Here is a 23,670-nt window from a genome sequence, read left to right as displayed (position 1 = left end):
TTTCATGTGCGGTGAAGAAGCTGAGCGGTTCCACTCTCGACGATCACTCCTGCGTGGTGCGGCGACGGCGGCGGTCGCGGTCGGCGCGGCGGTAGCCCTGCCGGCCGTCGCCAGTGCCGCCACCGAGGCGGAGACCCAGGGACACGGCCACCACGGCCGGGGCCGGGTCCCGGTGGACAAGATCAGCATCCAGCTCTACTCCCTGCGCACCGCGCTGCAGGCCGATCTGCCGGGAACCCTGTCCGCGCTGGCGGACATCGGCTACCGGAAGGTCGAACTGGCGGGCACCTACGGCCGTACGGCGCAGGAGTTCCGCGGTCTGCTGGACAAGAACCACATCAAGGCGACGTCCACGCACGTCGGCATCGACGGTGACCTCGACAAGACCATCGCGGACGCGAAGATCCTCGGGAACACCCGCGCCAACGTGCCGTGGGCGAACTTCGACACCATCGACGGCTGGAAGCAGTTCGCCGGTCGGATGGACACGGCGGCACGGAAGTTCCGCCAGGCCGGGATTCCGCTCGGCTACCACAACCACGCGCACGAGTTCGCGCCGATCGACGGCGTGCGCCCGTACGACGTGCTCACCAGGAACACGAACCCGCGTTACGTGCACCTGGAGATCGACCTGTTCTGGGCGGTGGAAGGCGGGATGGACCCGGTTTCGCTGTACCGGCGGCACTGCCCGCGCGTGGTGCAGTACCACGTCAAGGACCGGACCGCGGCGGGCGAGATGGTCGACCCCGGCAAGGGCGTCATCGACTTCCCCCGCATCTTCCGGCACACCCGTCCCCACCTCGCCGAATACATCGTCGAGCACGACAACCCCACGGATCCCCTGAGCACCGCCCAGACCGGATTCACCTATCTCCGCAACGTCCGCTTCTAGCTGGGGAATCCACAATGGACAAGAAGAAACGCGGGCTGTCCCGCAGATCGATGCTCGCGGGCACCGCGGCCGGGGTCATCGCCCCGGTCGTGGTGTCGGCCGGCGCGGGATCGGCGCCGGCCGCCGCGGCCGGGATGACCCGCAACATCACCATCTACGCCGACTACGTTCCCGGTTCGACCCGGGTCGGGTACGGGCTGGAGCCCGGCAAACCGACGATCCCCGGGCCGCTCCTGGAGTGCTACGAGGGCGACACGCTGGTGATCGAGCTGGTCAACAACACCGACCAGCGGCTGTCGATCCACCCGCACGGCGTCAACTACGACACCAAGTCGGACGGCTCGCCGTTCAACGACTCCTTCAACAAGCCGTACGAGACCAAGACCTACACCTGGCGGACGCGGACGGCGTATCAGGCGGCCAACGGTTTCTGGATGCCCGGCAGCGCGGGGTACTGGCACTACCACGACCACGCGTTCGGCGGCGACCACGGCACCGTGGGCCTGATGAAGGGCCTCTACGGCGGTCTGATCGTGCGCAAACGCGGGGATCTGCTGCCCAGCAAGCAGTTCACCGTGGTGTTCACCGAAATGTGGGTCAACCACCAGGTCGCCCCGAACACGCCGATCTTCGAGGCGAACCTCGGCGAACGCGTCGAGTTCATCTGCATCGGGCACGGCAACCTGATGCACACCTTCCACCTGCACGCGCACCGCTGGGCGGACACCCGCACCGGCATGCTCACCAGCGCGACCGACAACGCCCCGATCGTCGACAACAAGACCCTGGACCCCGGAAACTCCTTCGGGTTCCAGGTGATCGCCGGTGACGGCGTCGGGCCGGGCGCGTGGATGTACCACTGCCACGTCCAGCAGCACTCGGACGACGGCATGTCCGGGGTGTTCCTGGTCCGCAACGCCGACGGCGGGATGCCCGCGGGCGCCCAGGAGGCGATCGACCGCTTCAAGGGCCACCACCACCCGACGTCCACTCCGGACGCCACCGGTGCTTCGGCCCACCACCACTAGACTTCGAAAGGAGCGAGAAACTTGAGACGAGTATTTTCGCAACGTCGGCTCCGCAGACGGTCACTGGCCGCGCTCGCGGTCGGCGCCGTCGTCACCTCCGGGCTTCCGCTGGCCATCGCACCGGTGACCGCCGAAGCCGCGACGAACGTCCCGATCAACGTGCTGGTCTTCCACGGCGCCGCCGCGGACCAGAAGGACCCCGTCTTGCGCGCCACGGACGCGATCGCAAGCCTGGGCCAGGCGAACGGGATCTCGGTATCGTCCTCTTCGGACCCCGCGGTGTTCACGCAGGCGAACCTCGCGAAGTACCGCGGCGTCGTCTTCTTGTCCGCGCAAGGCATCACGCTGAACCGCGACCAGGAAACCTCGCTGCAGAACTACATGAAGGCGGGCGGCGGCTTCCTCGGCCTGTCCGACGCCGCGCGGGCGCAGGACGGCTCGCAGTGGTTCTCCGGGCTGATCGGCGCCCGTCCGGTGGGGGCGCGTCCCACGCCGGAGGCGGTCGCCTCGGTCACCGCGAGCGCGGAGAACGCGCCCAACGAGAGCAAGGAAAAGCTCGCCGACAACAACGAGAACACCAAGTGGCTGGCGTTCCAGCCGACCGGCTGGGTCGCCTACAAGATGGCCGCCCCGGTCGCCGTCAGCAGCTACGACCTCGTGTCGGCGAACGACTTCCCCGGACGTGACCCCAAGAGCTGGACCCTGCAGGGCTCCAACGACGGGACCACGTGGACCGATCTGGACACTCGCACCAACGAGACGTTCGCCGACCGGTTCGTGAGCCGCAAGTTCACCTTCGCCAACACCACGGCTTACGCGAACTACCGGCTGAACATCACGGCCAACGCGGGTGAACCGCTCATCCAGCTGGCCGATTGGAAGCTGTACAAGGACAACTCGACCACCCCGCCGCCGCCGGAGAGCCCGCCGGCCGAGGCCACGGTCGACGTCCTCGACAAGGCGAACCCGGCCACCGCGGGACTGCCGCAGAAGTGGGTCCGCACCGACCGGTGGCTCAACTGGGAGGTCAACCCGGTCGGGACCGTGCACACGGTCGCGCAGGTCGAGGAATCGACCTACAAGCCGGGCGTCGGCGCGAACGGCGCCTTCCACCCCATCTCCTGGTGCCGTGACTACGACGGCGGCCGCTCCTTCTACACCGGCATGGGCCGGACCGAGGCGAGCTACGGCGAAGCCCAGTTCCGCAGCCACATCCTGGGCGCGCTGAAGTGGACCACCGGCATGGTGCGCGGTGACTGCAAGGCGGGGATCGCGGCCAACTACAAGGTCGAACGCCTGACCGGGATCAACCAGCCCGGCCAGCTGGACCAGATGGGCGAGCCGCACGGGCTCACCATCGCGCCGAACGGCCGGGTCTTCTACATCGGCCGCGCCGCCTGCGCCGGCAACACGGTGCCCGCGCCGAACGACTGGACCAACCCCGAGATCGGCGCCGGCTGCGGCACGATCCACCAGTGGGACCCGGTCACCAAGAAGCCGAAGCTGCTCACCACGCTGAAGGTGATGGGCAACCGCGGCAGCGGCGACGAACTGGTCAAGAACGAGGAAGGCCTCCTCGGTCTCGTGCTGGACCCGAAGTTCAGCGAGAACGGCTTCATGTACGCCTACTGGATGCCGCACGCGTCGGTCGACATCGACAAGCGGATCGGCAAGCGCACGGTCTCGCGGTTCACCTACGACCTGAAGAACCAGACGCTGGACCAGGCGACCCGCAAGGATCTGCTGTCGTGGGACGTCCAGGTCCACAGCTGCTGCCACGCCGGCGGCGGGATGGACTTCGACAAGGACGGGAACCTCTACATCGGTTCCGGTGACAGCAACTCGTCGCAGGGCTCCAACGGGTACTCCGGCAACAACTGGACCCAGGACTACAAGGGCGTCTCGTTCCAGGACGCGCGCCGCACCGCCGGCAACACCAATGACCTCAACGGGAAGATCCTGCGGATCCACCCGGAGCCGGACGGTACCTACACCAACCCGGCGGGCAACCTGTTCCCCGAGGCCAACGACCCCGGGAACAAGACCAGGCCCGAGATCTACGTGATGGGCGTGCGGAACATCTCGCGTCTGCAAGTCGACAAGAAGACCAACTGGCTGACCGCCGCGTGGGTCGGCCCGGACGCGTCCTCGCCGAGCCCGGAGCTCGGCCCGGCCAAGTACGAGACCGCCACGGTCATCACCGAGGCGGGCAACCACGGCTGGCCGTACTGCATGGGCAACAAGCAGCCGTACCGCGACCGCAGCAGCACCGACGCCGCGGTCCTCACCGGCTGGTACGACTGCGACAACCCGGTCAACACCTCGCCGCGCAACACCGGCCTGGTGAACCTGCCGCCGATCAAGAAGAACATGATCTGGTACGCGCCGGACGGCGGCGGGCCGGTGTTCCCCAACCGCCCCAACAGCTCCGTCCCGACGTACAACGCGGCCGAGGCCACCTACACGCAGCCTTACCTCAAGGGCGGCGGCCAGGCGGTCATGACCGGGCCGACGTACCACCGCGAACTGGTCAACACCAACAGCGGCGTCGCGTGGCCCGCCTACTGGAACGACAAGTGGTTCATCGGTGACCAGAGCAACGGGCAGAACCGGATCGCGGTCACCCTCGACCCGAACGGCGTCGCGAAGCAGGATCCGCCGGTGTTCGCCGAGACCGTGCGGCAGATCATCCCGACCGGTGGTGGCGACACCAAGCTGAACCAGTGGATGGACGCCAAGTTCGGGCCGGACGGCGCGCTGTACGCGCTCGACTACGGCGGCGGCTTCTTCACCCTGACCAACAACCAGAAGCTGCTGAAGATCAGCTACATCGGCGGCGAGGCCACCCCGTCCGCGGCGGCGTCCTCGACGATGGTGCAGAACAAGCCGCTCACCGCGGCCTTCACCGGGTCGAAGTCCGGCGGCGTCTCCTACAAGTGGGAGTTCGGCGACGGCACGATCTCGACCCAGCCCGACCCGCGGCACACCTACCCGCGCACCGGGCTGTACACCGCCAAGCTGACCGTGACCTACGCGAACGGCGAGACGGTGACCACGCGGAACTCGGTGAGCGTCGGGTGTCTCGTGGCGGATCCCAGTGCCACGGTGACCATCGGTGACACCGACACCGGGGTGACCAACCGCAACGCCGGTGGCGGCTGCACGGTCGACGACATGATCGACGACGAGAGCACGTGGACCTCCCACGCCGGTTTCGTCAACCACGTCACCCAGGCCGTGGACCGGCTGGGCGACCTCGGTGTGCTGAACGCGGCCGAGTCGGACAAGATCAACGCCGCGGCCGCCGCGTCGCCCATCGGCAACAAGGGCGTCACCGGCTACGACGCGATCTACGACGGCACGCCGGAGTCGTTCCGGAACTGGTCGCAGGCGCCGTCCGGGCAGTTCGCCATCCAGCCGGACGGGTCACTGCGACCGTCGGGCGGGCTGGGGATGCTGTGGTACTCGGCACGGCAGTTCGGCAACTTCTCGGTGAAGCTGCAGTTCAAGGACATCGCGCCGAACGGCAGCGCGAACAGCGGTGTGTTCGTCCGGTTCCCGGATCCGCGCACCCCGCTGGAGCAGCGTCCGCCGGGCAGCTGCGGCACGGTCGGTTCGGCTCGGACGTCGCAGGCCTGGGTCGCGATCTACTGCGGCCACGAGGTCCAGCTGTACGACGGGGCCACCGGCGAACCGCAGAAGACCGGGTCGATCTACAACTTCGACCCGCGGCCGCTGGACCAGGCGGGCGTGAAGCCGAAGGGGACCTGGAACGAGTACGAGGTCAAGGTCGTCGGGCAGAAGTACACGATCATCCGCAACGGTGTGGTGATCAACGAGTTCGAGAACGCGCCGGGGATCTCCTCGTCGCGGGCGGGCGACCCGTCCACCGACTTCCGGCAGTTCGTCAGCGGGTTCATCGGTCTGCAGAACCACGGTGACAACGACCTGATGGAGTTCCGCAACATCCGGGTGCGGCAGCTGTAGCGCGAAAACCGGCCGGGCGCGCGGATCCGCGTGCCCGGCCGGTCTCCCTTGTACGGAAGGTTTCCCTGCGATGTCCCCAAGAACCCTCGTCGTGGCCCTGGTGGCCGCGACACTCGCGCTGGCGGGCCTGGTGTTGCCAGGCTCGTCCGCTCCCGCCTCCGCCGCCCCTGTCCAGACCCTGGAATGGACCGCGGGCGACAGCACCGACCACTACCTCAGCGCGCCGTCGACCGCGGTGGCCGGTGAGACCACGATCGTCTTCAAGAACACCGAAGAGCTCGGTTCGACGATGTCGCACACGCTGACGTTCGACACGTCGACGCCGGGCTACAACCACGACGTCAACCTCAACATCCTCGCCAACCCCTACGACGACAAGAACGGCGTGCACCAGGCCACGGTGACGCTGACCCCTGGCAAGTACCGCTACTACTGCACGATCCAGGGTCACACCAAGATGATGGGCGAGTTCGTCGTCACCGGCGAGCCGACCCCGGACACCACGCCGCCGACGGTGACCGCGAACGTGACCGGGACCAAGGACACCGCCGGGAACTACGTCGGTTCCGCGACGGTGAACCTGTCCGCTTCGGACAGCCAGTCCGGTGTGGACAAGGTCGAGTACCAGCTCGACGGCGGCGCCTGGACCGCGTACACGGCACCCGTGGCGGTCTCCGCCGCCGGGGCGCACATGGTCCACTACCGGGCGTCCGACAAGGCCGGAAACGTTTCGCCGGAAGGGATGTCGTCGTTCACCGTCGTCACCGGGCAGCCCGGCGACACGACACCGCCGACGGTGACTTCCGAGGTCACGGGTACCAAGGACACGGCGGGCAACTACGTCGACACCGCCACCGTGAAGCTCACCGCGACAGACGCCGGATCCGGCGTCGACAAGGTCGAGTACAAAGTGGACGAAGGTGCGTGGACCGCGTACACCGCTCCGGTCGCGGTCGCCGCCCCGGGCATGCACATGGTGCACTACCGCGCGTCGGACAAGGCGGGCAACGTCTCGCCGGAGGGCATGGCGCATTTCACCATCGTCAGCAGTGACACCACCGCGCCGACCGTGACCTCCGAGGTGACCGGGACCAAGGACACCGCCGGGAACTACATCGGCAAGGCGACCGTGACCCTCGCGGCGACCGACGCCGGCTCGGGTGTCGGCAAGGTCGAGTACCAGCTGGACGGCGGCCCGTGGCTGGCGTACTCGGCGCCGCTCGCGCTCACCGTCGTCGGCGCCCACACCGTGAAGTACAAGGCGACCGACAAGGCGGGCAACGTCTCGGCGGAAGGCACGGCGACGTTCACCATCGTCGAGGGCGACGACAGCACCGCGCCCGCGGTTTCGGTGGTGGTGAGCGGTGATCTGGACGGAAGCTGGTCGTACATCGAAGACGCGACCATCAACCTGACCGCGACGGACACCGGGTCCGGTGTGGACAAGATCGAGTACAAACTGGACGGTGGGGCCTGGACGGTCTACACCGCGCCGGTGAAGGTGACCACGCTGGGCACGCACACGCTGACCTACCGCGCGTCGGACAAGGCGGGCAACGTCTCGGCGGAACAGGGCGGCGCGTTCACCATCGTCGCCGCGCCGCCGGGCCCGGACACGTGCCCGGACTCCGACGTCCGGGACACCGTGATCCTCGGGACGGCGGACAGCCAGGTCGAGAACCGCGACACCGGTAACGGCTGCACGATCAACGACGTGATCGACGACGAGTCGGACTACTCGTCGAACGAGCAGTTCGTGACCTACGTGCGGGCCGTGACGCAGGAACTCCTCGACGGCGAGGTCATCTCGTCCGACGAGCGGAACCTGATCGTCACGGCGGCGATCGACTCCGGTATCGGCGGCTCTACCGCTGAGCCCGAGCCCGGTGAGAAGAAGCCGGAAACGAAGAACCCCGGCATGAAGAAGACCGTGAAGACGCCGATCCGGGACGTCTGAGCGAGGTCCGTTACCTTTCTCGCGTCGCGCTCGTCATGTCCATGACGGGTTCGGCGCGAGAAAGGTATCGACATGACCGGCGAAGCCCTGGCCAGCGCGTTCGAGGAGCAGCGCGGGCGTCTGGTGGCCGTGGCGCAGCGGATGCTCGGCTCGCGCGCGGACGCCGAGGACGCCGTCCAGGAGGCCTGGCTGCGGCTGGCTCGCCAGGACGCCGCCACGATCGACAACCTGTCCGGCTGGCTGACCACCGTCGTCGGCCGCGTCTGCATCGACGCCCTGCGCTCCCGTAAAGCCCGTCCCGAGGACTCCTACGACGAGCCGCCCGAGCTGCTGGTGCTGGAGGACTCGCCGGAAGAGGACGCGCTGCTCGCCGAATCGGTCGGGGTGGCGCTGGTCGTGGTGCTCGACGCCCTCGGCCCGGCCGAGCGGCTGGCCTTCGTGCTGCACGATCTGTTCGGGGTCCCGTTCGCCGAGGTCGGCGAGATCCTCGGCAAATCCGCGGCCGCGGCCAAGATGCTCGCCAGCCGCGCTCGCCGCAAGGTGCAGGGAAGGCGTCCCGCCGACGAGCCGCGGCAGCACGCGGTCGTCGAGGCGTTCCTCGCGGCCGCGCGCAAAGGAGACTTCGAAGGATTGGTCGAGTTGCTCGACCCCGACGTGACGTGGCGCTCGCAGAGCCGGCACGGCGAGGTCGTGCGGCTCGGTGCGGCCGAGGTGGCCACGCGGGTCCAGCGCGGGGCGCGCGCCGTCGTCACCACTCGTCCCGCGCTGGTCAACGGCAAACCGGGAATCGTGTCGTGGAGCAGGACCGGCAAGCTGCTGGGCGTGATGTCCTGCACCGTCGTCGACGGCCGCATCGTCGAAATCGAGTCCGTGAGTGACCCGCGTCGCCTCGCGGCCATGGGTGTTACCTCTCGGGAGTCCTCCTCGTCGGAGTAAGTGAACACCGACGAGAAGGAGAAACCCATGCAGGCAAGGATCGATTACCTCAAGACCGCACTCGCACCGAAGCTGGTGAAGCATCTCGTTTCGGCCGCGAAAGTCGTCGACGGCAGCGAACTTCCCTTGGCGACAAGGGAACTGGTGAACATCCGGGCCAGCCAGATCAACGGCTGCTCGGGCTGCCTCGACATGCACACCAAGGACGCGGCGCACGCGGGGGAGACCACGACCCGGCTGAACCTGATCGCGTGCTGGCGCGAGGCGACGGTGTTCACCGAGGCCGAACGCGCCGCGCTGGAGCTCACCGAGCAGGGCTGCCGTCTCGCCGACGGCAGTGGAGTCACCGACGAGGCGTGGGCGGCCGCCGCCAAGCATTACGACGACGAGCAGCTGGTGGCGCTGGTGACCCAGATCGCGCTCATCAACGCCTTCAACCGGCTCAACGTCATCACCCGGCAGCCGGCCGGCGACTACACGCCCGGCCAGTTCGCGGGGCATTGATGGACACCGCACTGTGGATCGTCGCCTGGCTGCTGGCCGTCATGTACGTCGTATCCGGCGTCGGGAAACTGTTCCTGCGAAGGGAAAAGATCGCCGGGGTGGCGTCGGCCGCGGGCTGGGTACTGGATTTCAGCCCCGGCGCCGTGAAGTTCATCGGGCTGGTCGAGATCCTGGGCGCGGCCGGCCTGATCCTCCCGGCCTTGCTCGACATCGCGCCGGAACTCGTGCCGCTGGCCGCCCTCGGGCTGGCGCTGGTGATGGCGGGCGCCGTGGTCGTTCGCCTGCGCCGCCGCGAGCCGCTGGTCGCGCTACTGGATCTCGGTTACCTCGCGTTGTGCGCTTTCGTCGCCATCGGACGCGCCTGAAACGCGTGAAGGCCCCCTTCCCTCGGCTCAGCGGAGGGAAGGGGGCCTTCACGCGCGATCAGCTCAGGTGCGCTGCTTCGACCGTCCGAGGATGCGACGGCGGGCGTGGCCGTTCGTGCGTTCCTCGTGCAGTTCCTTCAGCGACAACATCATCGCGTCTTCCTGCTTCATCAGCGGGTCGTTGCGCAGGTCCTTCCAGACCGACACGCACAACCCGACCATCACGAACACGAACGGCACCGCGATCAGGATCGTGAGGTTCTGCAGACCGGTCAGCGCCTTGTTCCCGCCGACGAGCAACATCACCGCCGCGACGGCGCCCATGAGCACGCCCCAGAAGATCACGACACCCTTCGTCGGATGCACGCTTCCACGCTGGGACAAGGTACCCATCACCACCGACGCCGCGTCCGCACCGGAGACGAAGAAGATGGACACCAGGATCATCACCAGGATCGCGATCGGGATGAACCACGGCAGCGTCTCGAGCAGTTCGAACGTCGCCGACTGGGCACTGCCCGCGCCCGCGATGTCCGTCCCCGCTCGCTGCCTGCTGATCGCCGCGCCACCGAAGATCGCGAACCAGATCAGGCTCACGATGCTCGGGATCGCGATGACACCGAAGATGAACTGCCGGATCGTGCGGCCGCGCGAGATCCGCGCGATGAACATGCCGACGAAGGGCGTCCACGAGATCCACCACGCCCAGTAGAAGACCGTCCAGCCGCCGAGCCAGGTCTGCATCTCCTCGCCGCCGGTCATCCCGGTGCGGCCCGACATCTCCGCCAGTTCGCGGAAGTAGTCGCCGATGGCGCCCGGCACGATGTTCAGGATCAGCACGGTCGGGCCGACCACCAGCACGAACACCGCGAGCACCGCGGCGAGCACCATGTTGATGTTGGACAGCCACTGGATGCCCTTGGCCACACCGGAAACCGCCGAAGCGATGAACGCGATTGTGAGGATCGCGATGATCGCGACCAGCAGCCCCTTGCCGGGGTCGTCGATCCAGCCGACGGCGCCCATGCCGCCGCCGACCTGGAGCGCGCCGAGACCGAGGGAAGCGGCGGAACCGAACAGCGTGGCGAAGATCGCCATGATGTCGATCGCCTTGCCCAGCGGGCCTTCGGTGCGCCGCTTGCCGATCAGCGGCGCGAACACCGAACTGATCAGCTGGGTGCGGCCCTTGCGGAAGGTGCTGTAGGCGATCGCGAGCCCGACGACCGCGTAGATCGCCCACGGGTGCACGGTCCAGTGGAACAGCGTCGTCGCCATCGCGGTGTGGACGGCTTCGTCGGAATTCGGGGCCGCGGTGCCCGGGGGCGGGCTCGCGAGGTGGGAGACCGGTTCGTACACCCCGAAGAACATCAGGCCGATGCCCATACCGGCGCTGAACATCATCGCGATCCACGAGGACGTCCGGAATTCGGGCAGTTCCTTGTCCCCGCCCAGCGGGATCCGGCCGTAGCGGCTTATGGCCAGACAAACCGCGAAGAGCACGAAACCGCTCGCGGTCAGCACGAAAGCCCAACCGCCGTACGGGATCACGGCGTCGTTCAACAGGGTCGACGCGACACTCGCCAGATTTTCCGGGGCCAGCACGCCCCAGACGATGATCGCGAGCGCGAGCACCGCCGCGACACCGAAAACGGTCCGGTCGGTCTCGGCGGGTCGTTCGGAGGCGAGGTCGAGGGGGACGTGCTCGTCGGGCGGGTGGCCCGGGCCCGTCGTGTCCGGCGCGTGGGCAAGGTCGCCCGCGGTCTCCGCGACGACCTCTTCTTCCGCTTGTTTACCGTCCTGCGAACTCATGTTCAGTGACGCGCCGACTGCGGCGCGCGCTCCTTCCGCCCGATGTTAACCCATTTGCACCACTGCACCCTAACCAGAAAACTGGTAACCGGCAGAAAATACGGGCGAAGTGGTTTAAAGCCGTGATTGCGGGCTTGACCTCGGCGGATGCGGGTCCGGTGGGGGTCTCGACGGGCAACGTGGCGCTCGTGACACAGGCGGTCAGGAGATCGGGCCGAGTTTCTCGCAGAGAGCCCTGGTGAACTGCGGTTCTTTGGCGAGGATCTCCTCGCAGCCCTCGGACTTGACGCCCGTCACGCCGAGCCACCCCTCGGGTGTCCACCGGTAGAGCACGCGGAGGGACGGGCTCTGGGGGAAGTTGAGGCGGTCGACGACGAGCCATCCCTGGTCGCAGGCGCGCGTGTCGAAGTCGATGGCCTCCCCGCGGGTCTGCTCGATCCAGACGTCGGCGCAGTGATCGGCGGGCGGGTCGCAGCCCAGCCTGCCGCAGTGTCCCCAGGTTCCGTCGGGCAGTTTGTTCCAGGGAGCGCCGGAGCCGAGCATCAAGGTCCGGTTCGCGATCGGGGACGCGGTGGTGAGCTTGAACTCGGACGGCACCGTTTCCCGGCAGTCGGCGGCCACGGCATCGATGACGACGTTCGCGTGGATGATGCCGTTCTCTTCGGTGAGGCCTTCGATCCGCGGCTCGCGGGCGCACTGCGGCGAGCCGGCCGGGATCCGCACCTGGAGCAGGAGAGTGCGGTCGTCCGGCCCCGTCCGGATGCCCGTGGTCGTGACGGTGGAGGTCGCCTCGGGGAGTACCGCTTCGGCCGAGGGAGGCGGTGCCGGGCTCTTCGGAGCTTGGCTCGTCGTCGGCGGCTCGGTGTCCGCGTAGGGAATGTCGGCCGCCAACACGGCGGCGAAGAGCACCCCGCCGCCGGCCAGCACAGCCGCGCTCCACAGGACAGGACGAAGAAAACGCCGTCTGCCGGCCATCAAACCCCCAGTTTCGAAAGAGCCTAGACCGTGGCGCCTCCTCTCCAGAAGGGGCGGCTGAGCGGGTCTCCGCCGGCGGTGTCCGGGCGGCCCTGGCGCGTGTGGTTGCGCTCCAGGAGGTAGCCGACGAGGGCGATCAGGGCGAGGGTGACGATGATTGCGGTCATGGCAGTAAGTTTGCGCCACTCGACATCCTGCCAGAAGTGGCAGTTCTGTCGTTGTGCGGCAAAATCCTGCCAGCTAGGCTCCGGTCATGCTGAAAAGCGTCGCCGTGGTGCTGCTGGACGATTTCGCCGCCTTCGAGTTCGGAGTCGTGTGCGAGGTGTTCGGCTACGACCGCACCGATGACGGAGTGCCCCTGCTCGACTTCCGCGTGTGCGGGGAGTGGGCGGGAGTGCCGCTCAGCCTCGGTCACGGCGTCAAAGTGACCCCGGAACACGGTCTCGAAGCGACCGAGGACGCGGATCTCGTCGTCGTCCCGGCCTGCGACGTGCGCGACGAATATCCGCCCGCGGTGCTCGAAGCGCTCCGTGCGGCTTCGGAGCGCGGCGCCACCTTGCTTTCGGTCTGCACGGGCGCGTTCGTGCTGGGTGCCGCCGGCTTGCTCGACGGGCGGCGGTGCACGAACCACTGGCGTCACAGCGCGGCGTTCCGGAAACGCTTCCCGCGGGCCCAGCTGGACCCGGACGTCCTCTTCGTCGACGACGGCGACATCGTCACCAGCGCGGGGACGGCCGCCGGCATCGACGCCTGCCTGCATCTGGTCCGGCGTGAACTCGGCTCCGCGGCGGCCACCGCGATCGCGCGGCGCATGGTGGTGCCGCCGCAACGGGAAGGCGGGCAGCGCCAGTTCGTCGAGGTGCCGATCCCGGAGTGCACCGGGGACAGCCTTCAGCCGGTGCTCACCTGGATGCTCGACACCATCGCCCACGAACATCCGGTCGCCGAACTCGCCCGCCGGGCCCGGATGTCCGAGCGCACCTTCGCGCGCAAGTTCGTCGCGGAGACGGGCACCACGCCACATCGATGGCTTTCGACGCAACGGGTTCTGCACGCGAGGTCGCTGCTGGAGGAGACGACGATGAGCATCGACGAGGTCGCGCGCCGCTGCGGCTTCGGCTCGGGAGCCTTGCTACGACACCATTTCCACAAGGTCGTCGGTGTTTCCCCGCAGGACTATCGCCGGACCTTCGCGCCGCAGCGAGTTTGACCACCCTTCAGGCGGAACGCCGCCCGACGGCCTCGAAGATGTCGTGGGCCCACTGTGCGGCGCCATCGGTGAATCCAGTCCGGTCACGGGCAGGACGCTGACGGACCGGTCCTAATCCTTCGGTGCCTTGGTGAACAGACCGAGGGATTGAGCCAGCGCCGCCCCGCCCGCCAGGAACACGAGCGGCAGTGTCTTGGCCCAGAAGGCGCCGACGTCGAGCGAGATGAGCAACGCGAGCAGCCCGCCCGCCAAGGCGGCCAGAACGAGCATTCCCAGTGCGAGGCGGGGCTTCGAGACCATGTGTCCTCCAAGAAACGGATCCGGAAGAGCAAGCCTCGCGACGGTCCCGCCGCGGGAAGAGGTCATTTTTGCCGCATCCGGGGACTCAGAGCGAACCCCAGACGCGGGCGCGTTCCAGCAGCCGGTCGCGGATGAGGGTCACCACCGGCCGCGCCGTCCCCGCCCGGTGCGCGAGATAGATCGTGTTGAGCGGCGGCACCACCGGGGTGTGCACGGTCGAGACCGAGCCCGCTTCGAGCGCGGCCGCGGCGATGTAGCGCGGCAGCACGCTCACCCCGGCGCCCGCGACGACGACGGCGAGGATCGCGCGGAGGTCGGGAACGACCATGGCGACCCGGTTCGGCGGCCGCCGCCCGAATTCGCTGCGCCAGTAGCGGCGGATGATCGGCAGATCGTCGGCGTACGCGATCAGCGGCAGATGGGCCAGCGCGGGCACCGGGTCGGTCGCGAGCAGCACGGGATCGACGCTCCGCGCGAGGGCGGGAGCGGCGACGAGGACGAATTCCTCGTCGATCAGCGGAATGGCGGCGATGCCGCGACGGCGCGGGCGGACCGAGGAGAGGACGAGGTCCAGGCGCGCGGCTTCGAGCGCGGACAGGAGTTCGTCGGCGAGCCCGAGGGTGACGGTGATGTGCAACCCACGTTCGGTCAGCGGAGCCAGCGCGGGAAGGAACCGCGTGGCCATGCCGTCGCTCGCACCGCCCAGCGCCACCCGTTCGCGGTACTGGACGTCGTCGTCGCCGGCCGTCAGCGCGCCCCGCAGTTCGTCGATGCGGGTGCCGATCCTGGCGGCGAGTTCGGCCGCGCGGGCGGTCGGCGCCGCGCCCTGCCGTGACCGGACGAACAGCTGTTCGCCGAGTTCCTCCTCGAGCTTGAGCAGCTGGCCGGTGACGGCGGGCTGACTCAGGCCGAGTTCCGCCGCGGCCGCGGAGAGCGAGCCCTGGCGGTAGATGGACAGGAAGGTCGCCAGCCGATCCAAGTTGGGCATGCAAGTCTCCATTCCATAAGAAATCTTATGGATCGTAGCCGCTGAGGCGGAGTACGCGTGGCCATGACCTCGTTGAAGGCGGCAGTGGGGCACACGCCCCGGAACAACGAAAGGAACAGTCATGGCGCGGATCCTCATGATCGTCTCGGCCGCCGACCACGTGCGGCTCACCGACGGCACCGACCACCCGACCGGGTTCTGGGCCGAAGAGGTCGCCGCATCGCATCGGGTGCTCGCCGAGGCCGGTCACCAGGTGGAGATCGCGACCCCGGCAGGGCACCGGCCGACCGTCGATCCCATCAGCCTCGACGAGCGCGGCGGCGTCGACCCCGCCGAGGGTGCGAAGTTCGCGGAATACCTCCAGGGGCTGGATCTTTCGGCGCCGCTCAAGCTTTCCGGCGTCTCAGCCGACGACTACGACGCCTTCTATCTGCCGGGCGGGCATGGTCCGATGACCGACTTGGTCGACGACGCCGACCTCGGCACCCTGCTCAACGACGCCGACGCGCGCGGCAAGACCATCGCCGCGCTCTGCCACGGGCTCGCCGCCTTGCTCAGCGCGCGTGGCGAAGACGGATCGTTCACCTTCGCCGGCCGCTCGATGACGTCGTTCAGCGACGAAGAGGAACGGCAGGGCGGCCTGGGTGACAAGAGTCCGTTCTTCGTCGAGACCCGGCTTCGGGAGCAGGGCGCGATCGTCACTCCGGCGGCCGCCTGGTCGAGCGAGGTCGTCGTCGACGGAAACCTCGTCACCGGCCAGAACCCGCAGTCCAGCGTCGCAACCGCGGAGCGTGTGCTGGAGCTCCTGAAGGCGGCTTGAGCAGGGGCCGGTTTGCGCCGCGGCCGGATCCGGGCATACGATCAGGGCAGTCGTACAGGACGAATGCCCTAGGAGATGCACCGGTGACAGGTTCCCCGGCCGCGGCGCGTGGCCGGCTCGTTCGGCGGCGGTTGCTCGAAGCGGCCGTCGCGCTCGTGCCCGAACTCGGCTGGTCCGCGGTCAGCACCCGGATCCTGGCCGAACGCGCGGGTGTCACGCCGAGCGTCGTGCACTATCACTTCCCTTCGCTGCAGGCGTTGTTGATCGAGGCCGTGCTGGGGGCGATGCGCGAGGTCGCGCTCGCCTTCGAGCCGGCACTGGAATCCGTCGAAACGCCGTCGGACGCCGTGGACGCACTGCTGGCGTCGGTCGGCGGCTACTCCGGCACCGACCCGATGTCGTTGCTGTTCGCCGAGTCCTACCTCGCCGCGACCCGCGACGACACCCTGCGCCAAGGCATCCGCGAACTGCTCGCCGACCTGCGCATCCGGCTCGGCGGCTGGCTGGCGCGACATGGGGTGGCCGACGCCGACGACACGGCCGCGGTCCTTCTCGCGGCGGTGGACGGGCTTCTGCTGCATCGGGCGCTCGGACCGGATTCGGGCGATGTCTCTCCTGTCGTCCTGCGCAGGCTCGTCGACTGAACCGAAAGGGAGGACCCCCATGAAGGTGGCGATCTGCGGCGCCGGGATCACCGGGCTCGCACTGGCGCACCGGCTCGCGACGCTGGACGTCGAGGTCGTGGTGCTGGAGCGGGCCTCGGGGCCGCGCGAGCAGGGCTACATGATCGACTTCTTCGGCCCCGGGTTCGACGCCGTCGAGGAGATGGGCCTGCTGCCTCAGGTCGAAGACGTGGCGTACCGGGTGAACGAGGCGAGTTTGCTGGACGAGCGCGGTCGCCGCCGGGCGGCCATCGACTACGTCCGGTTCGCCAAATCGGTGCGGGGCAGGCTCTGCAGCATCATGCGGCCCGATCTGGAAGGTGTCCTGCGCGGCGGTCTTCCGTCCACAGTGGACGTCCGGTTCGGTGCCGGGGTCACAGGAGTCGAGGATCTCGGTGACCGGGTGCTGGTCACTTCGGCGGACGGCGAGACACTCGAAGCCGATCTGCTGATCGGCGCCGACGGGATCCATTCGACCGTGCGGCGGCTGGTCTTCGGTGAAGAGAGCCGGTTCTTGCGTCATCTCGGGTTTCATACGGCGGCCTTCGTTTTCGAGGACGAGGAGATTCGTGCGTGGGTGGGGGAGCGGTTCTGCCTGACCGACACGATCGGGATGCAGATGGGTTTCTACGGTCTCCGCGACGGCAAGCTCGCGGCGTTCGCCGTGCACCGCACGACGGATCCGGCCCTGCCGGACGACGCGCGAGCCGCCCTGCGCACGACCTACGGTTCACTGGGCTGGGCGGTACCCCGAGCGCTCGCTCTGTGTCCGCCGCCCGGGGAGGTTTACTACGACCAGGTCGCGCAGATCGAGATGCCGTCATGGAGCCGCGGCCGGGTCGTGCTCGTCGGCGATTCCTGTTATGCCGTCTCCCTTCTCGCCGGACAAGGCGCCTCGCTGGGGATCGCGGGCGCGTTCGTGTTGGCCGAACAGCTCACTCGGTCGTCCTCGGTCGAGACCGCGCTCGCCGAGTACGAGAGACTGGTCCGGCCGGTGGTGACCGAAAAGCAGCAGGTCGCCCGCCGCGGCGCGCGATGGTTCCTGCCCGCCAATCGATTCCTGCTCCAGGCGCGCCGTCTTTTTCTTCACGTGGCCCGTCTTCCCGGCCTCGAACGGCCGCTCGCTGCCGCCGTCACAGGCAAGTCGACGGCGCTGGTGACGAATCTGAGGCATGGGGCCGAGATCCGGAGCCGGTGATGTCACGGCGCGCCTCGGTGCCGCGCCAGTCCTGGCGGCGGTTCTGGCTGGTAGCGGTCCCGGCGGTCGGTTCTGGCCGGCGGCGGTTATGAGGTTGTGGCCGCCCGGTCTCCGGTGCGGTCGGGCCGATGAGATGGAGCCACGTGGTCGAACGTCGAAGCCGCGCTGGCCGATGTCGCGGACCGGCGTCGCCGGGTCGGCCTATGTCCTGAGGTGCATGGTGTTCCGTCTCGATGTCCCGGTGGGGTCGAGATAGCTAGGCGGGGTGAACTCTGGCAGTCCGTCTTGGGCGATGTGGACTTTCCATTCGCTGTGGTGGATGAGGCGGTGGTGTTTGGTGCAGAGCAGGACGAGGTTGTCGATTTTGGTTTCGCCGTGGTGTCGCCAGAAGACGATGTGGTGTGCGGTGCAGCGCGGTACGGGCATGTCGCAGCCGGGGAAGGCGCAGCCGCCATCGCGGAGGGTGAGCGCGTATTTCTGGGCGAGGGACACGGTGCGTTTGGACCGGCCGATGTCCAAGGGCTCTCCGGCGGTGCCGAGGACGCCGGGTCGGACGCGGGCGTCGCAGGCGAGGATGCGGGCGTCGGTGGCGCTGATCGGCCCCACGAGGTCCAGGTGGGCTTCGCCGATGTCGCGGATGAGGTCGTCGTAGGACATGGTGACGAGGATGTGGGTGGCTTCGCCTGCTTGGCCGGGGAGGTTGCGGCTGGTGGTTTTCAACCGGACGTAGTCGGTGAAGGCGTCTCCGTAGCGTTCGTCTTGGGTGCGGGGGTCCCGGACGCCGTCGATGGCTTTGTGGGGTTTGGCCATCGGGTCCAGGTCGGATTTCAACCGGGCGTAGGTTTCCAGGTCGAGGGTGCCTTTCAGGCCGAGGGTGCCGTCGCGGTGCTTGACGAACCGCAGCTCCGGCCGAGTGTCTTTCGGGTCCTCGTTACGGGGTTCTTTCCCGTCGGGGTCGAGTTCGTCGAGCAGGCGCCGTCCGGCGCGGGCGATCTGCCGGGGTCCGGCGCGGCGGGCCAACTCGACCAGGATCGCTTCCCCCGCCCGCACGTCTTCTTCCGGGACGGTGGACGGGATACGGGCGAGGGTGCGGATGATGGCGTCGATCTGCGACCCGCCGATCGCGCCCTCCGCAGCGGCCTCGGCGGTCAACGGCGCCAGGGGTGGTTCGGGGTCTCCGCCGATGGACGGGCCGGGATGCAACGCCAGGACGCGGTCGGCGCGGGCGGAGGCTTCCTTGTCGGTCACGAGGAAGTCCTCGAATATCAATGCCGCCAAGGTCGAATGCCCGCTGCATCCGCGTACCCCGCGGGAATTGATTTCCGCCAGGATCGCGTTCTGCTCCGCATCCGCCCGTCGCTTCAAGACTTCCAGTTCTTGTTTGCGGGCATGCAGCGTCGCGGTGTCGACGCGCCACCACTCGGTGGACGTCTTCTGGGGTGCATCGTCGCTGGCCACGACGTCGACGTTACCCCTGAGTCGAACACCTGTGCTATAGCATATTCAGACTAACGATGGTTTCCACTGGTGAGTGCGCCGCCTCTGGTCTGGCAACACTTTGCTGAACGTTTCCACGAGTTTGCGCCATCCCCGTGTCTGCCGCCGCCTGTCGTTGAGTTCGGATGCGATGGCATCGAGTTCGTCCTGTGAGTACCCGGACCGGCCGAGTCTGGACGACCGGTCAGTGCCAGGGTGCCGAGGGGGCGATCTGAGCACCGGCAAAGACCACGCCTCGCAGATCAGGCCGCATTCCCTACGATCATTCAACGGAACGCGTAGCGCGCCTGCCGACCAAGAAGACGAACACCTTCCGCAACTTTCAAGAACAGCATCAGCGACCAAGGCAAGGAAATGAGCCGTCACGCCGAGTTCGACATCGCCGCGGACAGCCGGTCTACTCCTGCGCACTGACTCCTTGAATCCGCTTAATACGAGCCGCTGATCATGGAGATTCACGGGCTCCGATGAAGGTGTGCTGTGACGAGTAGTCGCCACGGAATCACGAATCCGTGATCACCAAGTGGGATGAGCGGAGACGCCGCCGTCCACGGTCAGGTTGTGCCCGGTGATCCACGCCGCGAGCGGCGAGGCGAGGAACAGGCAGGCGTTCGCGATGTCGCCGGGGGTGCCGAGCCTGCCGAGGGGTGCGGCCTGTTTCCAGCGGCGGACGCCTTCCGGCCAGGTTTCGCCGAGGCCTGGGCGGTCGATCAAGCCGGGAGAGACGGCGTTGACGCGCAGGCCTCGCGGCCCGTATTCGAGCGCGGCGGCGCGGGCGTGCATGACCAGGGCGGCCTTCGCGCTGCTGTAGTGCGCGTGTCCTGGCGCGGGATTGGCCGCTTCGATCGAAGCGATGTGGATGACGCTGCCGCCGTCCATCACCTCGGCGGCGGCCTGTGTGCAGGAGAACGCGCTGGTGAGGTTCGCGTCGAGGACGGCGCGCCAGCTTTCCGCGGACATGCCCGGCAAGGGCTCTATCGGCTGTACGCCGGCGTTGTTGACCACCGTGTCCAGCCGCCCGGTCCATGCCGCGGCGGTGGCCACGAGACGCCGGCATTCGCCGTCGTCGGTGAGGTCGGCGGAGAACGTCTTGGCGGTGCCGCCCGCGTTCCGGATCCGCTCGACGACGGCGAGCGCGGAGGCTTCGTCGCGGTGGTAGTGCACGGCGACGGCGCTGCCCGCTTCGGCGAAGCGCAGGGCGATGCCGTGACCGATGCCGCCGCTGCCTCCGGTGACCAGAGTCGTGGTGTCGCTCAGGTCGAGCATCGAGATCCTTTCCGCAGCGCGACGACGGCCGCGACGACGACGAAGACCAGGCCTGCGACGACGTAACAGTTCCCCAGCCACTGCTGTGTGGTCGTCCAGGTCTGGCCCGGCCGATCGAAGGCGGGGAAGTACCGGAACGGCGCCGCGACGAAGATCGTGGCGGCCACCCCGGTGACGGCGAGCCAAACCGCCCGGCGCCTGAGCACCACGTAGGCGGCAGTGGTGAACAGCGCCGGAGCGATCCAGACCCAGTGGTGCGACCACGACGTCGGCGAGATGAGCAGGGCGAACGTGGCGTTCAGCAGCAGTGCCGGTACCACCGCCGAGCGGTACATCGTCAGCGTCACCAGAGCCAGCAGGACAACGGTGAGGACGATCCACAGCGGCTTCGCGGCGCCCTCGACACCGAATCGCGCCAGCACGGCCTGCAGGGTCTGGTTGGTGTGGAACGAGGTGCCGCTGATGCCGGACGCCCCGGCGAGCCCGCCGAACCAATAGCGCGCGGAAGCCTCCGGGGCGACCGCGAACGCGACGGCGGAGGCGGCCACGAACGTGCCCGACGCGGTCAGCGCGCCGCGGAAGTCCTTGCGTATCAGAAAGAACAACAGGAACGCCATGGGCGTCAGCTTGATCGCGGCCGCGAGACCGACACCGATGCCCCGGTAGCGGCCACGGGCCAGCAGGCAGTCGGCCGCGACGAGACCCATCAGCACCAGGTTGATCTGGCCGAAGCCGAGCGTCTGGCGGACCGGTTCGAGGAAGAGTGCCGGCGTGATCGCCAGCGACGCGACGATCAGCGCCTTCCGCCGGTTCCCGGACGGCCACAGGGTGCGGACGATCCCGTAGAAGGTGATTCCCAGCGCGGCCAGGCTGAGCGCGAACAGCAGCAGCACCGCGCCGTTCCAGGGCACCAGCGCCAGCGGGGTGAGCACCAGCGCGGCGAACGGCGGATAGATGAACAGCAGGGGGATGCCCGCGTCGGAAAGCGGCAACGCGCCGTAGAGGTCGCCGCCGTTCCACAGGGTGTCGACGCCGAAGCGGTAGATTTCGAGGTCGCTGTGGGAAGTGCCCGTCGTCGCCCAGGCCACGGCGCACACCAGCACCAACGCGGCGAACGCGCCGACCGGCCACCAGGTCCGACCGCGCGACTGGGTGGGAGACATCGCGTGGTGACCCTTCGGACGTGCGTCGATGATCCCGACTGTACCCCGACGGCGACAAGCGACTTCCGTCGGCAGCCGACGCACCCGGTATTGGTCTAGACTTTTTATTCCCAGTGTGGTGAAAGGGACCGGACCATGCGCGGAACGACGGTGTTGCCGAGGACGCCTTGCCTCGAACCGAAGGCGGGGGAATTGCCACTGCATCGGCTGGAGGTCCGCGCGCCGGACGCCCTGCCGTTCACGGTCGGCACATTCGACACGATCGGGCCGATGTCGCGGGCGGCGTTCCCGCATCGGCACACCTTTTACGAAATAGTCCATGTCACCGGTGGTACCGGCGACCACGTCATCGATTTCACCCGCTGGGAATTGGGGCCGCCGCAACTCGCGGTCATAACGCCGGGGCAGGTGCACCATTGGGATGCCCGCGATCTCAGCGGATTCGTCGTGTTGTTCACCGACGATTTCCTGCTCGAACATCCGTCGGACCGCGAAACCCTGCGAAGGCTCAGCCAACAACCGTGGCGGCTCGACGAGCGCGCGGCCGAGGAGACGGCGCGGCTGGTCGCCGAACTCGACGAAGAATTCCGGTGCGGCGGTCAGGGTACCGATTCGGTGCTGCGGGCGCTGATGCACGTGCTGATCGTGCGGGCGGGACGCCTCCCGGGATTGGCGGAACCGCGCCCGCCCGCCAGGGCGCAGGCGGTGGGCACGGAATTCGCCCGGCTGCTCGGCAGACCCGATCTCGGGCTCTGGTCGGTGGGCGCGCTCGCGGAGCGAATCGGGGTCACGCCGGGATATCTCACCGACGCGGTGAAAACGGCGACCGGCCGGACGGCGGCGCAACTGATGCGCGAGGCGAGGACAAGGGAGGCGAAACGATTCCTGCGCGGCACGGATCTCACCGTGCGGCAGGTCGCCAGCCGGGTCGGATTCGCGGATCCCGCGTATTTCTGCCGGTTCTTCCGGCGGGAAACGGGGTTGAGCCCCGGTGATTACCGCAGGACCGGCGACGCGCCCCCGGAGATTCACCACGACTGACCAGCTCAGTCCATCGTCCGCAGCTGATCTTCTCCATACCGTCGAGGGTGATTCCCGAAGCCCCCACGAGGAGCAGGTATGGACGAAGAAAGCAAGCTCAGCCGGAAGACCGTGCTGAAGGCCGCGATCGCCGCGGGTGTGGCGGCTCCGGTCGCGTTGATCGGCGGTCCCGCCCTCGCGCGCACCACCGTCGCGAACGGCCAGGCACCCGAGCTGACCCCCGCCTGTGACGACGGTGACGACCCGACCCCGCCGCAGACCGAAGGTCCTTACTTCAAGCCGAATTCCCCGCAGCGGACGTCACTCGTCACGCCGAACACGCAAGGGACGAGGCTCACCGTCTCCGGCTACGTCTTCGGTCTCGGGTGTCTTCCGATCGCGCGGGTGCTGCTGGACTTCTGGCAGGCGGACGTCAACGGTGCCTACGACAACGTGGGGTACACCTTCCGCGGTCACCAGTTCACCAACGACCAGGGCGCGTTCTCGCTGAGCACGATCGTGCCCGGCCTGTACCCCGGCCGTACGCGGCACATCCACGTCAAGGTCCAGGCGCCCGGCAGGCCGGTGCTGACGACGCAGCTCTACTTCCCCAACGAGCCGCGCAACAACACCGACTCGATCTTCGACCCTCGGCTGCTGATGACCGTGCGCGATCAGCCTCCCGGCAAACAGGCCGCGTTCGACTTCGTGCTGAACGTGCCGCAGACGCCGACGTCGACCACCCGGCCGACCAGTACGACGCCGACGACGTCGACTTCGACCTCCAACCCGCCCGGCGGGACGACCTGGGCGGCGGGAACCGGCTATTCCGCGGGCGCCCGGGTCACCTACAGCGGTCGCGGTTACGTGTGCTTGCAGGCGCACACGGCCCAGCCTGGCTGGGAGCCGCCGTCCACACCCGCGTTGTGGCGCGCGGAGTGACGGACAGCCGCTGGGGAGGGAGATAAACGCGGGTGGACTCCCGCCGCCGGGTCCCACACCCCGGCGGCGGGGTCCACCCGCTCCTCGTGGGGTGGGGTTTTCCTCACCCCAAGTGGGAGCTCTGCTTCAGTGCGCCGCCCCCGGTCCGCGG

Annotated in this window: 21 protein-coding genes; 13 read left to right on the top strand and 8 right to left on the bottom strand. The window is 68.2% G+C overall.

Translation table 11 applies throughout. The features are described from left to right. Positions 1-4: 4 nt before the first annotated feature. The 7 genes from BLW75_RS16835 (at position 5) to BLW75_RS16805 (ending at position 9,669) form a co-directional block, all read left to right on the top strand. On the top strand, positions 5-892 hold the full coding sequence (locus BLW75_RS16835; protein ID WP_034313676.1) for a sugar phosphate isomerase/epimerase family protein: 888 nt from the start codon (positions 5-7) through the stop codon (positions 890-892). A gap of 14 nt (positions 893-906) precedes the next feature. Next, positions 907-1,920, top strand: coding sequence for a multicopper oxidase domain-containing protein (locus BLW75_RS16830; protein ID WP_034313674.1), 1,014 nt, complete (start codon positions 907-909; stop codon positions 1,918-1,920). Positions 1,921-1,941: 21 nt separating this feature from the next. Beyond that, the gene (locus tag BLW75_RS16825) at positions 1,942-5,907 is read left to right on the top strand and encodes a ThuA domain-containing protein (RefSeq protein WP_034313672.1); all 3,966 of its coding nucleotides are present in this window, start codon (positions 1,942-1,944) and stop codon (positions 5,905-5,907) included. A 70-nt stretch (positions 5,908-5,977) separates the two neighbouring features. Further along, complete coding sequence (locus BLW75_RS16820; RefSeq protein ID WP_034313669.1) at positions 5,978-7,864, top strand: OmpL47-type beta-barrel domain-containing protein; 1,887 nt, start codon at positions 5,978-5,980, stop codon at positions 7,862-7,864. 72 nt (positions 7,865-7,936) lie between these two features. Continuing rightward, a complete protein-coding gene (locus BLW75_RS16815) occupies positions 7,937-8,800 on the top strand; it encodes a sigma-70 family RNA polymerase sigma factor (protein WP_034313668.1) in 864 nt (287 codons plus the stop codon). Between the two features lie 27 nt (positions 8,801-8,827). Beyond that, a complete protein-coding gene (locus BLW75_RS16810; RefSeq protein ID WP_034313710.1) occupies positions 8,828-9,304 on the top strand; it encodes a carboxymuconolactone decarboxylase family protein in 477 nt (158 codons plus the stop codon). Next, entirely contained in the window at positions 9,304-9,669 is a 366-nt protein-coding gene (locus BLW75_RS16805) for a DoxX family protein (RefSeq protein ID WP_034313667.1), read from the top strand. Before BLW75_RS16810 ends, BLW75_RS16805 begins: the two co-directional genes overlap by 1 nt. Positions 9,670-9,732: 63 nt before the next feature. On the opposite strand, the gene BLW75_RS16800 is transcribed toward BLW75_RS16805, so the two are convergent. The 3 genes from BLW75_RS16800 to BLW75_RS42830 all read right to left on the bottom strand — a co-directional run bounded on the left by BLW75_RS16800 (position 9,733) and on the right by BLW75_RS42830 (position 12,620). After that, positions 9,733-11,478, bottom strand: coding sequence for a BCCT family transporter (locus BLW75_RS16800; protein ID WP_034313664.1), 1,746 nt, complete (start codon positions 11,476-11,478; stop codon positions 9,733-9,735). Between the two features lie 201 nt (positions 11,479-11,679). Then, positions 11,680-12,453, bottom strand: coding sequence for a hypothetical protein (locus BLW75_RS16795; RefSeq protein WP_143055329.1), 774 nt, complete (start codon positions 12,451-12,453; stop codon positions 11,680-11,682). A 23-nt stretch (positions 12,454-12,476) separates the two neighbouring features. Next, positions 12,477-12,620 (bottom strand): hypothetical protein, encoded by a 144-nt coding sequence (locus BLW75_RS42830; protein ID WP_167373501.1) that lies wholly within the window; start codon positions 12,618-12,620, stop codon positions 12,477-12,479. An 86-nt stretch (positions 12,621-12,706) separates the two neighbouring features. Between BLW75_RS42830 and BLW75_RS16790 the strand changes: the two genes are divergently transcribed. After that, positions 12,707-13,663 carry a GlxA family transcriptional regulator gene (locus tag BLW75_RS16790; protein WP_034313663.1) on the top strand — a complete coding sequence of 319 codons (957 nt, stop codon included), beginning with the start codon at positions 12,707-12,709 and terminating at the stop codon, positions 13,661-13,663. 111 nt (positions 13,664-13,774) lie between these two features. Here BLW75_RS16790 and BLW75_RS16785 read toward each other — a convergent pair whose 3' ends face one another. Both BLW75_RS16785 and BLW75_RS16780 read right to left on the bottom strand, forming a co-directional pair. Beyond that, positions 13,775-13,963: a hypothetical protein gene (locus BLW75_RS16785; RefSeq protein ID WP_034313661.1), complete on the bottom strand. Its 189-nt coding sequence runs from the start codon at positions 13,961-13,963 to the stop codon at positions 13,775-13,777. 85 nt (positions 13,964-14,048) lie between these two features. Further along, the gene (locus tag BLW75_RS16780; protein ID WP_034313658.1) at positions 14,049-14,951 is read right to left on the bottom strand and encodes a LysR family transcriptional regulator; all 903 of its coding nucleotides are present in this window, start codon (positions 14,949-14,951) and stop codon (positions 14,049-14,051) included. A gap of 121 nt (positions 14,952-15,072) precedes the next feature. Here BLW75_RS16780 and BLW75_RS16775 point away from each other — a divergent pair, with 121 nt between their 5' ends. The 3 genes from BLW75_RS16775 to BLW75_RS16765 all read left to right on the top strand — a co-directional run bounded on the left by BLW75_RS16775 (position 15,073) and on the right by BLW75_RS16765 (position 17,631). Beyond that, positions 15,073-15,771 (top strand): type 1 glutamine amidotransferase domain-containing protein, encoded by a 699-nt coding sequence (locus BLW75_RS16775; RefSeq protein ID WP_034313656.1) that lies wholly within the window; start codon positions 15,073-15,075, stop codon positions 15,769-15,771. A gap of 83 nt (positions 15,772-15,854) precedes the next feature. Next, positions 15,855-16,415 (top strand): TetR/AcrR family transcriptional regulator, encoded by a 561-nt coding sequence (locus BLW75_RS16770; protein ID WP_034313653.1) that lies wholly within the window; start codon positions 15,855-15,857, stop codon positions 16,413-16,415. A gap of 19 nt (positions 16,416-16,434) precedes the next feature. Further along, entirely contained in the window at positions 16,435-17,631 is a 1,197-nt protein-coding gene (locus tag BLW75_RS16765; RefSeq protein WP_034313651.1) for an FAD-dependent monooxygenase, read from the top strand. A 201-nt stretch (positions 17,632-17,832) separates the two neighbouring features. Here BLW75_RS16765 and BLW75_RS16760 read toward each other — a convergent pair whose 3' ends face one another. The 3 genes from BLW75_RS16760 to BLW75_RS16750 all read right to left on the bottom strand — a co-directional run bounded on the left by BLW75_RS16760 (position 17,833) and on the right by BLW75_RS16750 (position 21,557). Then, the gene (locus BLW75_RS16760) at positions 17,833-19,089 is read right to left on the bottom strand and encodes an HNH endonuclease signature motif containing protein (RefSeq protein ID WP_034313649.1); all 1,257 of its coding nucleotides are present in this window, start codon (positions 19,087-19,089) and stop codon (positions 17,833-17,835) included. Positions 19,090-19,644: 555 nt separating this feature from the next. Further along, a complete protein-coding gene (locus tag BLW75_RS16755; RefSeq protein ID WP_034313647.1) occupies positions 19,645-20,394 on the bottom strand; it encodes an SDR family NAD(P)-dependent oxidoreductase in 750 nt (249 codons plus the stop codon). After that, entirely contained in the window at positions 20,382-21,557 is a 1,176-nt protein-coding gene (locus tag BLW75_RS16750; RefSeq protein WP_091597754.1) for a glycosyltransferase 87 family protein, read from the bottom strand. Before BLW75_RS16750 ends, BLW75_RS16755 begins: the two co-directional genes overlap by 13 nt. A gap of 135 nt (positions 21,558-21,692) precedes the next feature. Here BLW75_RS16750 and BLW75_RS16745 point away from each other — a divergent pair, with 135 nt between their 5' ends. Beyond that, positions 21,693-22,598: a helix-turn-helix transcriptional regulator gene (locus BLW75_RS16745; protein WP_034313645.1), complete on the top strand. Its 906-nt coding sequence runs from the start codon at positions 21,693-21,695 to the stop codon at positions 22,596-22,598. A gap of 78 nt (positions 22,599-22,676) precedes the next feature. After that, positions 22,677-23,519 carry a dioxygenase family protein gene (locus BLW75_RS16740; protein WP_034313643.1) on the top strand — a complete coding sequence of 281 codons (843 nt, stop codon included), beginning with the start codon at positions 22,677-22,679 and terminating at the stop codon, positions 23,517-23,519. Positions 23,520-23,670: the final 151 nt, after the last annotated feature.

Origin of the sequence: Amycolatopsis lurida, from assembly GCF_900105055.1 — a bacterium.
Classification (GTDB): Bacteria; Actinomycetota; Actinomycetes; order Mycobacteriales; family Pseudonocardiaceae; genus Amycolatopsis; species Amycolatopsis lurida.
This window is presented reverse-complemented; position numbering and strand designations above follow the sequence as displayed.

Bases quoted from the DNA above. Each gene is read 5' to 3' on its own strand.
- BLW75_RS16775 (WP_034313656.1), top strand. From the start codon at position 15,073: ATGGCGCGGATCCTCATGATCGTCTCGGCCGCCGACCACGTGCGGCTC.
- BLW75_RS16830 (WP_034313674.1), top strand. From the start codon at position 907: ATGGACAAGAAGAAACGCGGGCTGTCCCGCAGATCGATGCTCGCGGGC.
- BLW75_RS16740 (WP_034313643.1), top strand. From the start codon at position 22,677: ATGGACGAAGAAAGCAAGCTCAGCCGGAAGACCGTGCTGAAGGCCGCG.
- BLW75_RS16800 (WP_034313664.1), bottom strand. From the start codon at position 11,478: ATGAGTTCGCAGGACGGTAAACAAGCGGAAGAAGAGGTCGTCGCGGAG.
- BLW75_RS16785 (WP_034313661.1), bottom strand. From the start codon at position 13,963: ATGGTCTCGAAGCCCCGCCTCGCACTGGGAATGCTCGTTCTGGCCGCC.
- BLW75_RS16765 (WP_034313651.1), top strand. From the start codon at position 16,435: ATGAAGGTGGCGATCTGCGGCGCCGGGATCACCGGGCTCGCACTGGCG.
- BLW75_RS16835 (WP_034313676.1), top strand. From the start codon at position 5: ATGTGCGGTGAAGAAGCTGAGCGGTTCCACTCTCGACGATCACTCCTG.
- BLW75_RS16805 (WP_034313667.1), top strand. From the start codon at position 9,304: ATGGACACCGCACTGTGGATCGTCGCCTGGCTGCTGGCCGTCATGTAC.
- BLW75_RS16790 (WP_034313663.1), top strand. From the start codon at position 12,707: ATGCTGAAAAGCGTCGCCGTGGTGCTGCTGGACGATTTCGCCGCCTTC.
- BLW75_RS16745 (WP_034313645.1), top strand. From the start codon at position 21,693: ATGCGCGGAACGACGGTGTTGCCGAGGACGCCTTGCCTCGAACCGAAG.
- BLW75_RS16820 (WP_034313669.1), top strand. From the start codon at position 5,978: ATGTCCCCAAGAACCCTCGTCGTGGCCCTGGTGGCCGCGACACTCGCG.
- BLW75_RS16795 (WP_143055329.1), bottom strand. From the start codon at position 12,453: ATGGCCGGCAGACGGCGTTTTCTTCGTCCTGTCCTGTGGAGCGCGGCT.
- BLW75_RS16815 (WP_034313668.1), top strand. From the start codon at position 7,937: ATGACCGGCGAAGCCCTGGCCAGCGCGTTCGAGGAGCAGCGCGGGCGT.
- BLW75_RS16750 (WP_091597754.1), bottom strand. From the start codon at position 21,557: ATGTCTCCCACCCAGTCGCGCGGTCGGACCTGGTGGCCGGTCGGCGCG.
- BLW75_RS16755 (WP_034313647.1), bottom strand. From the start codon at position 20,394: ATGCTCGACCTGAGCGACACCACGACTCTGGTCACCGGAGGCAGCGGC.
- BLW75_RS16810 (WP_034313710.1), top strand. From the start codon at position 8,828: ATGCAGGCAAGGATCGATTACCTCAAGACCGCACTCGCACCGAAGCTG.
- BLW75_RS42830 (WP_167373501.1), bottom strand. From the start codon at position 12,620: ATGACCGCAATCATCGTCACCCTCGCCCTGATCGCCCTCGTCGGCTAC.
- BLW75_RS16780 (WP_034313658.1), bottom strand. From the start codon at position 14,951: ATGCCCAACTTGGATCGGCTGGCGACCTTCCTGTCCATCTACCGCCAG.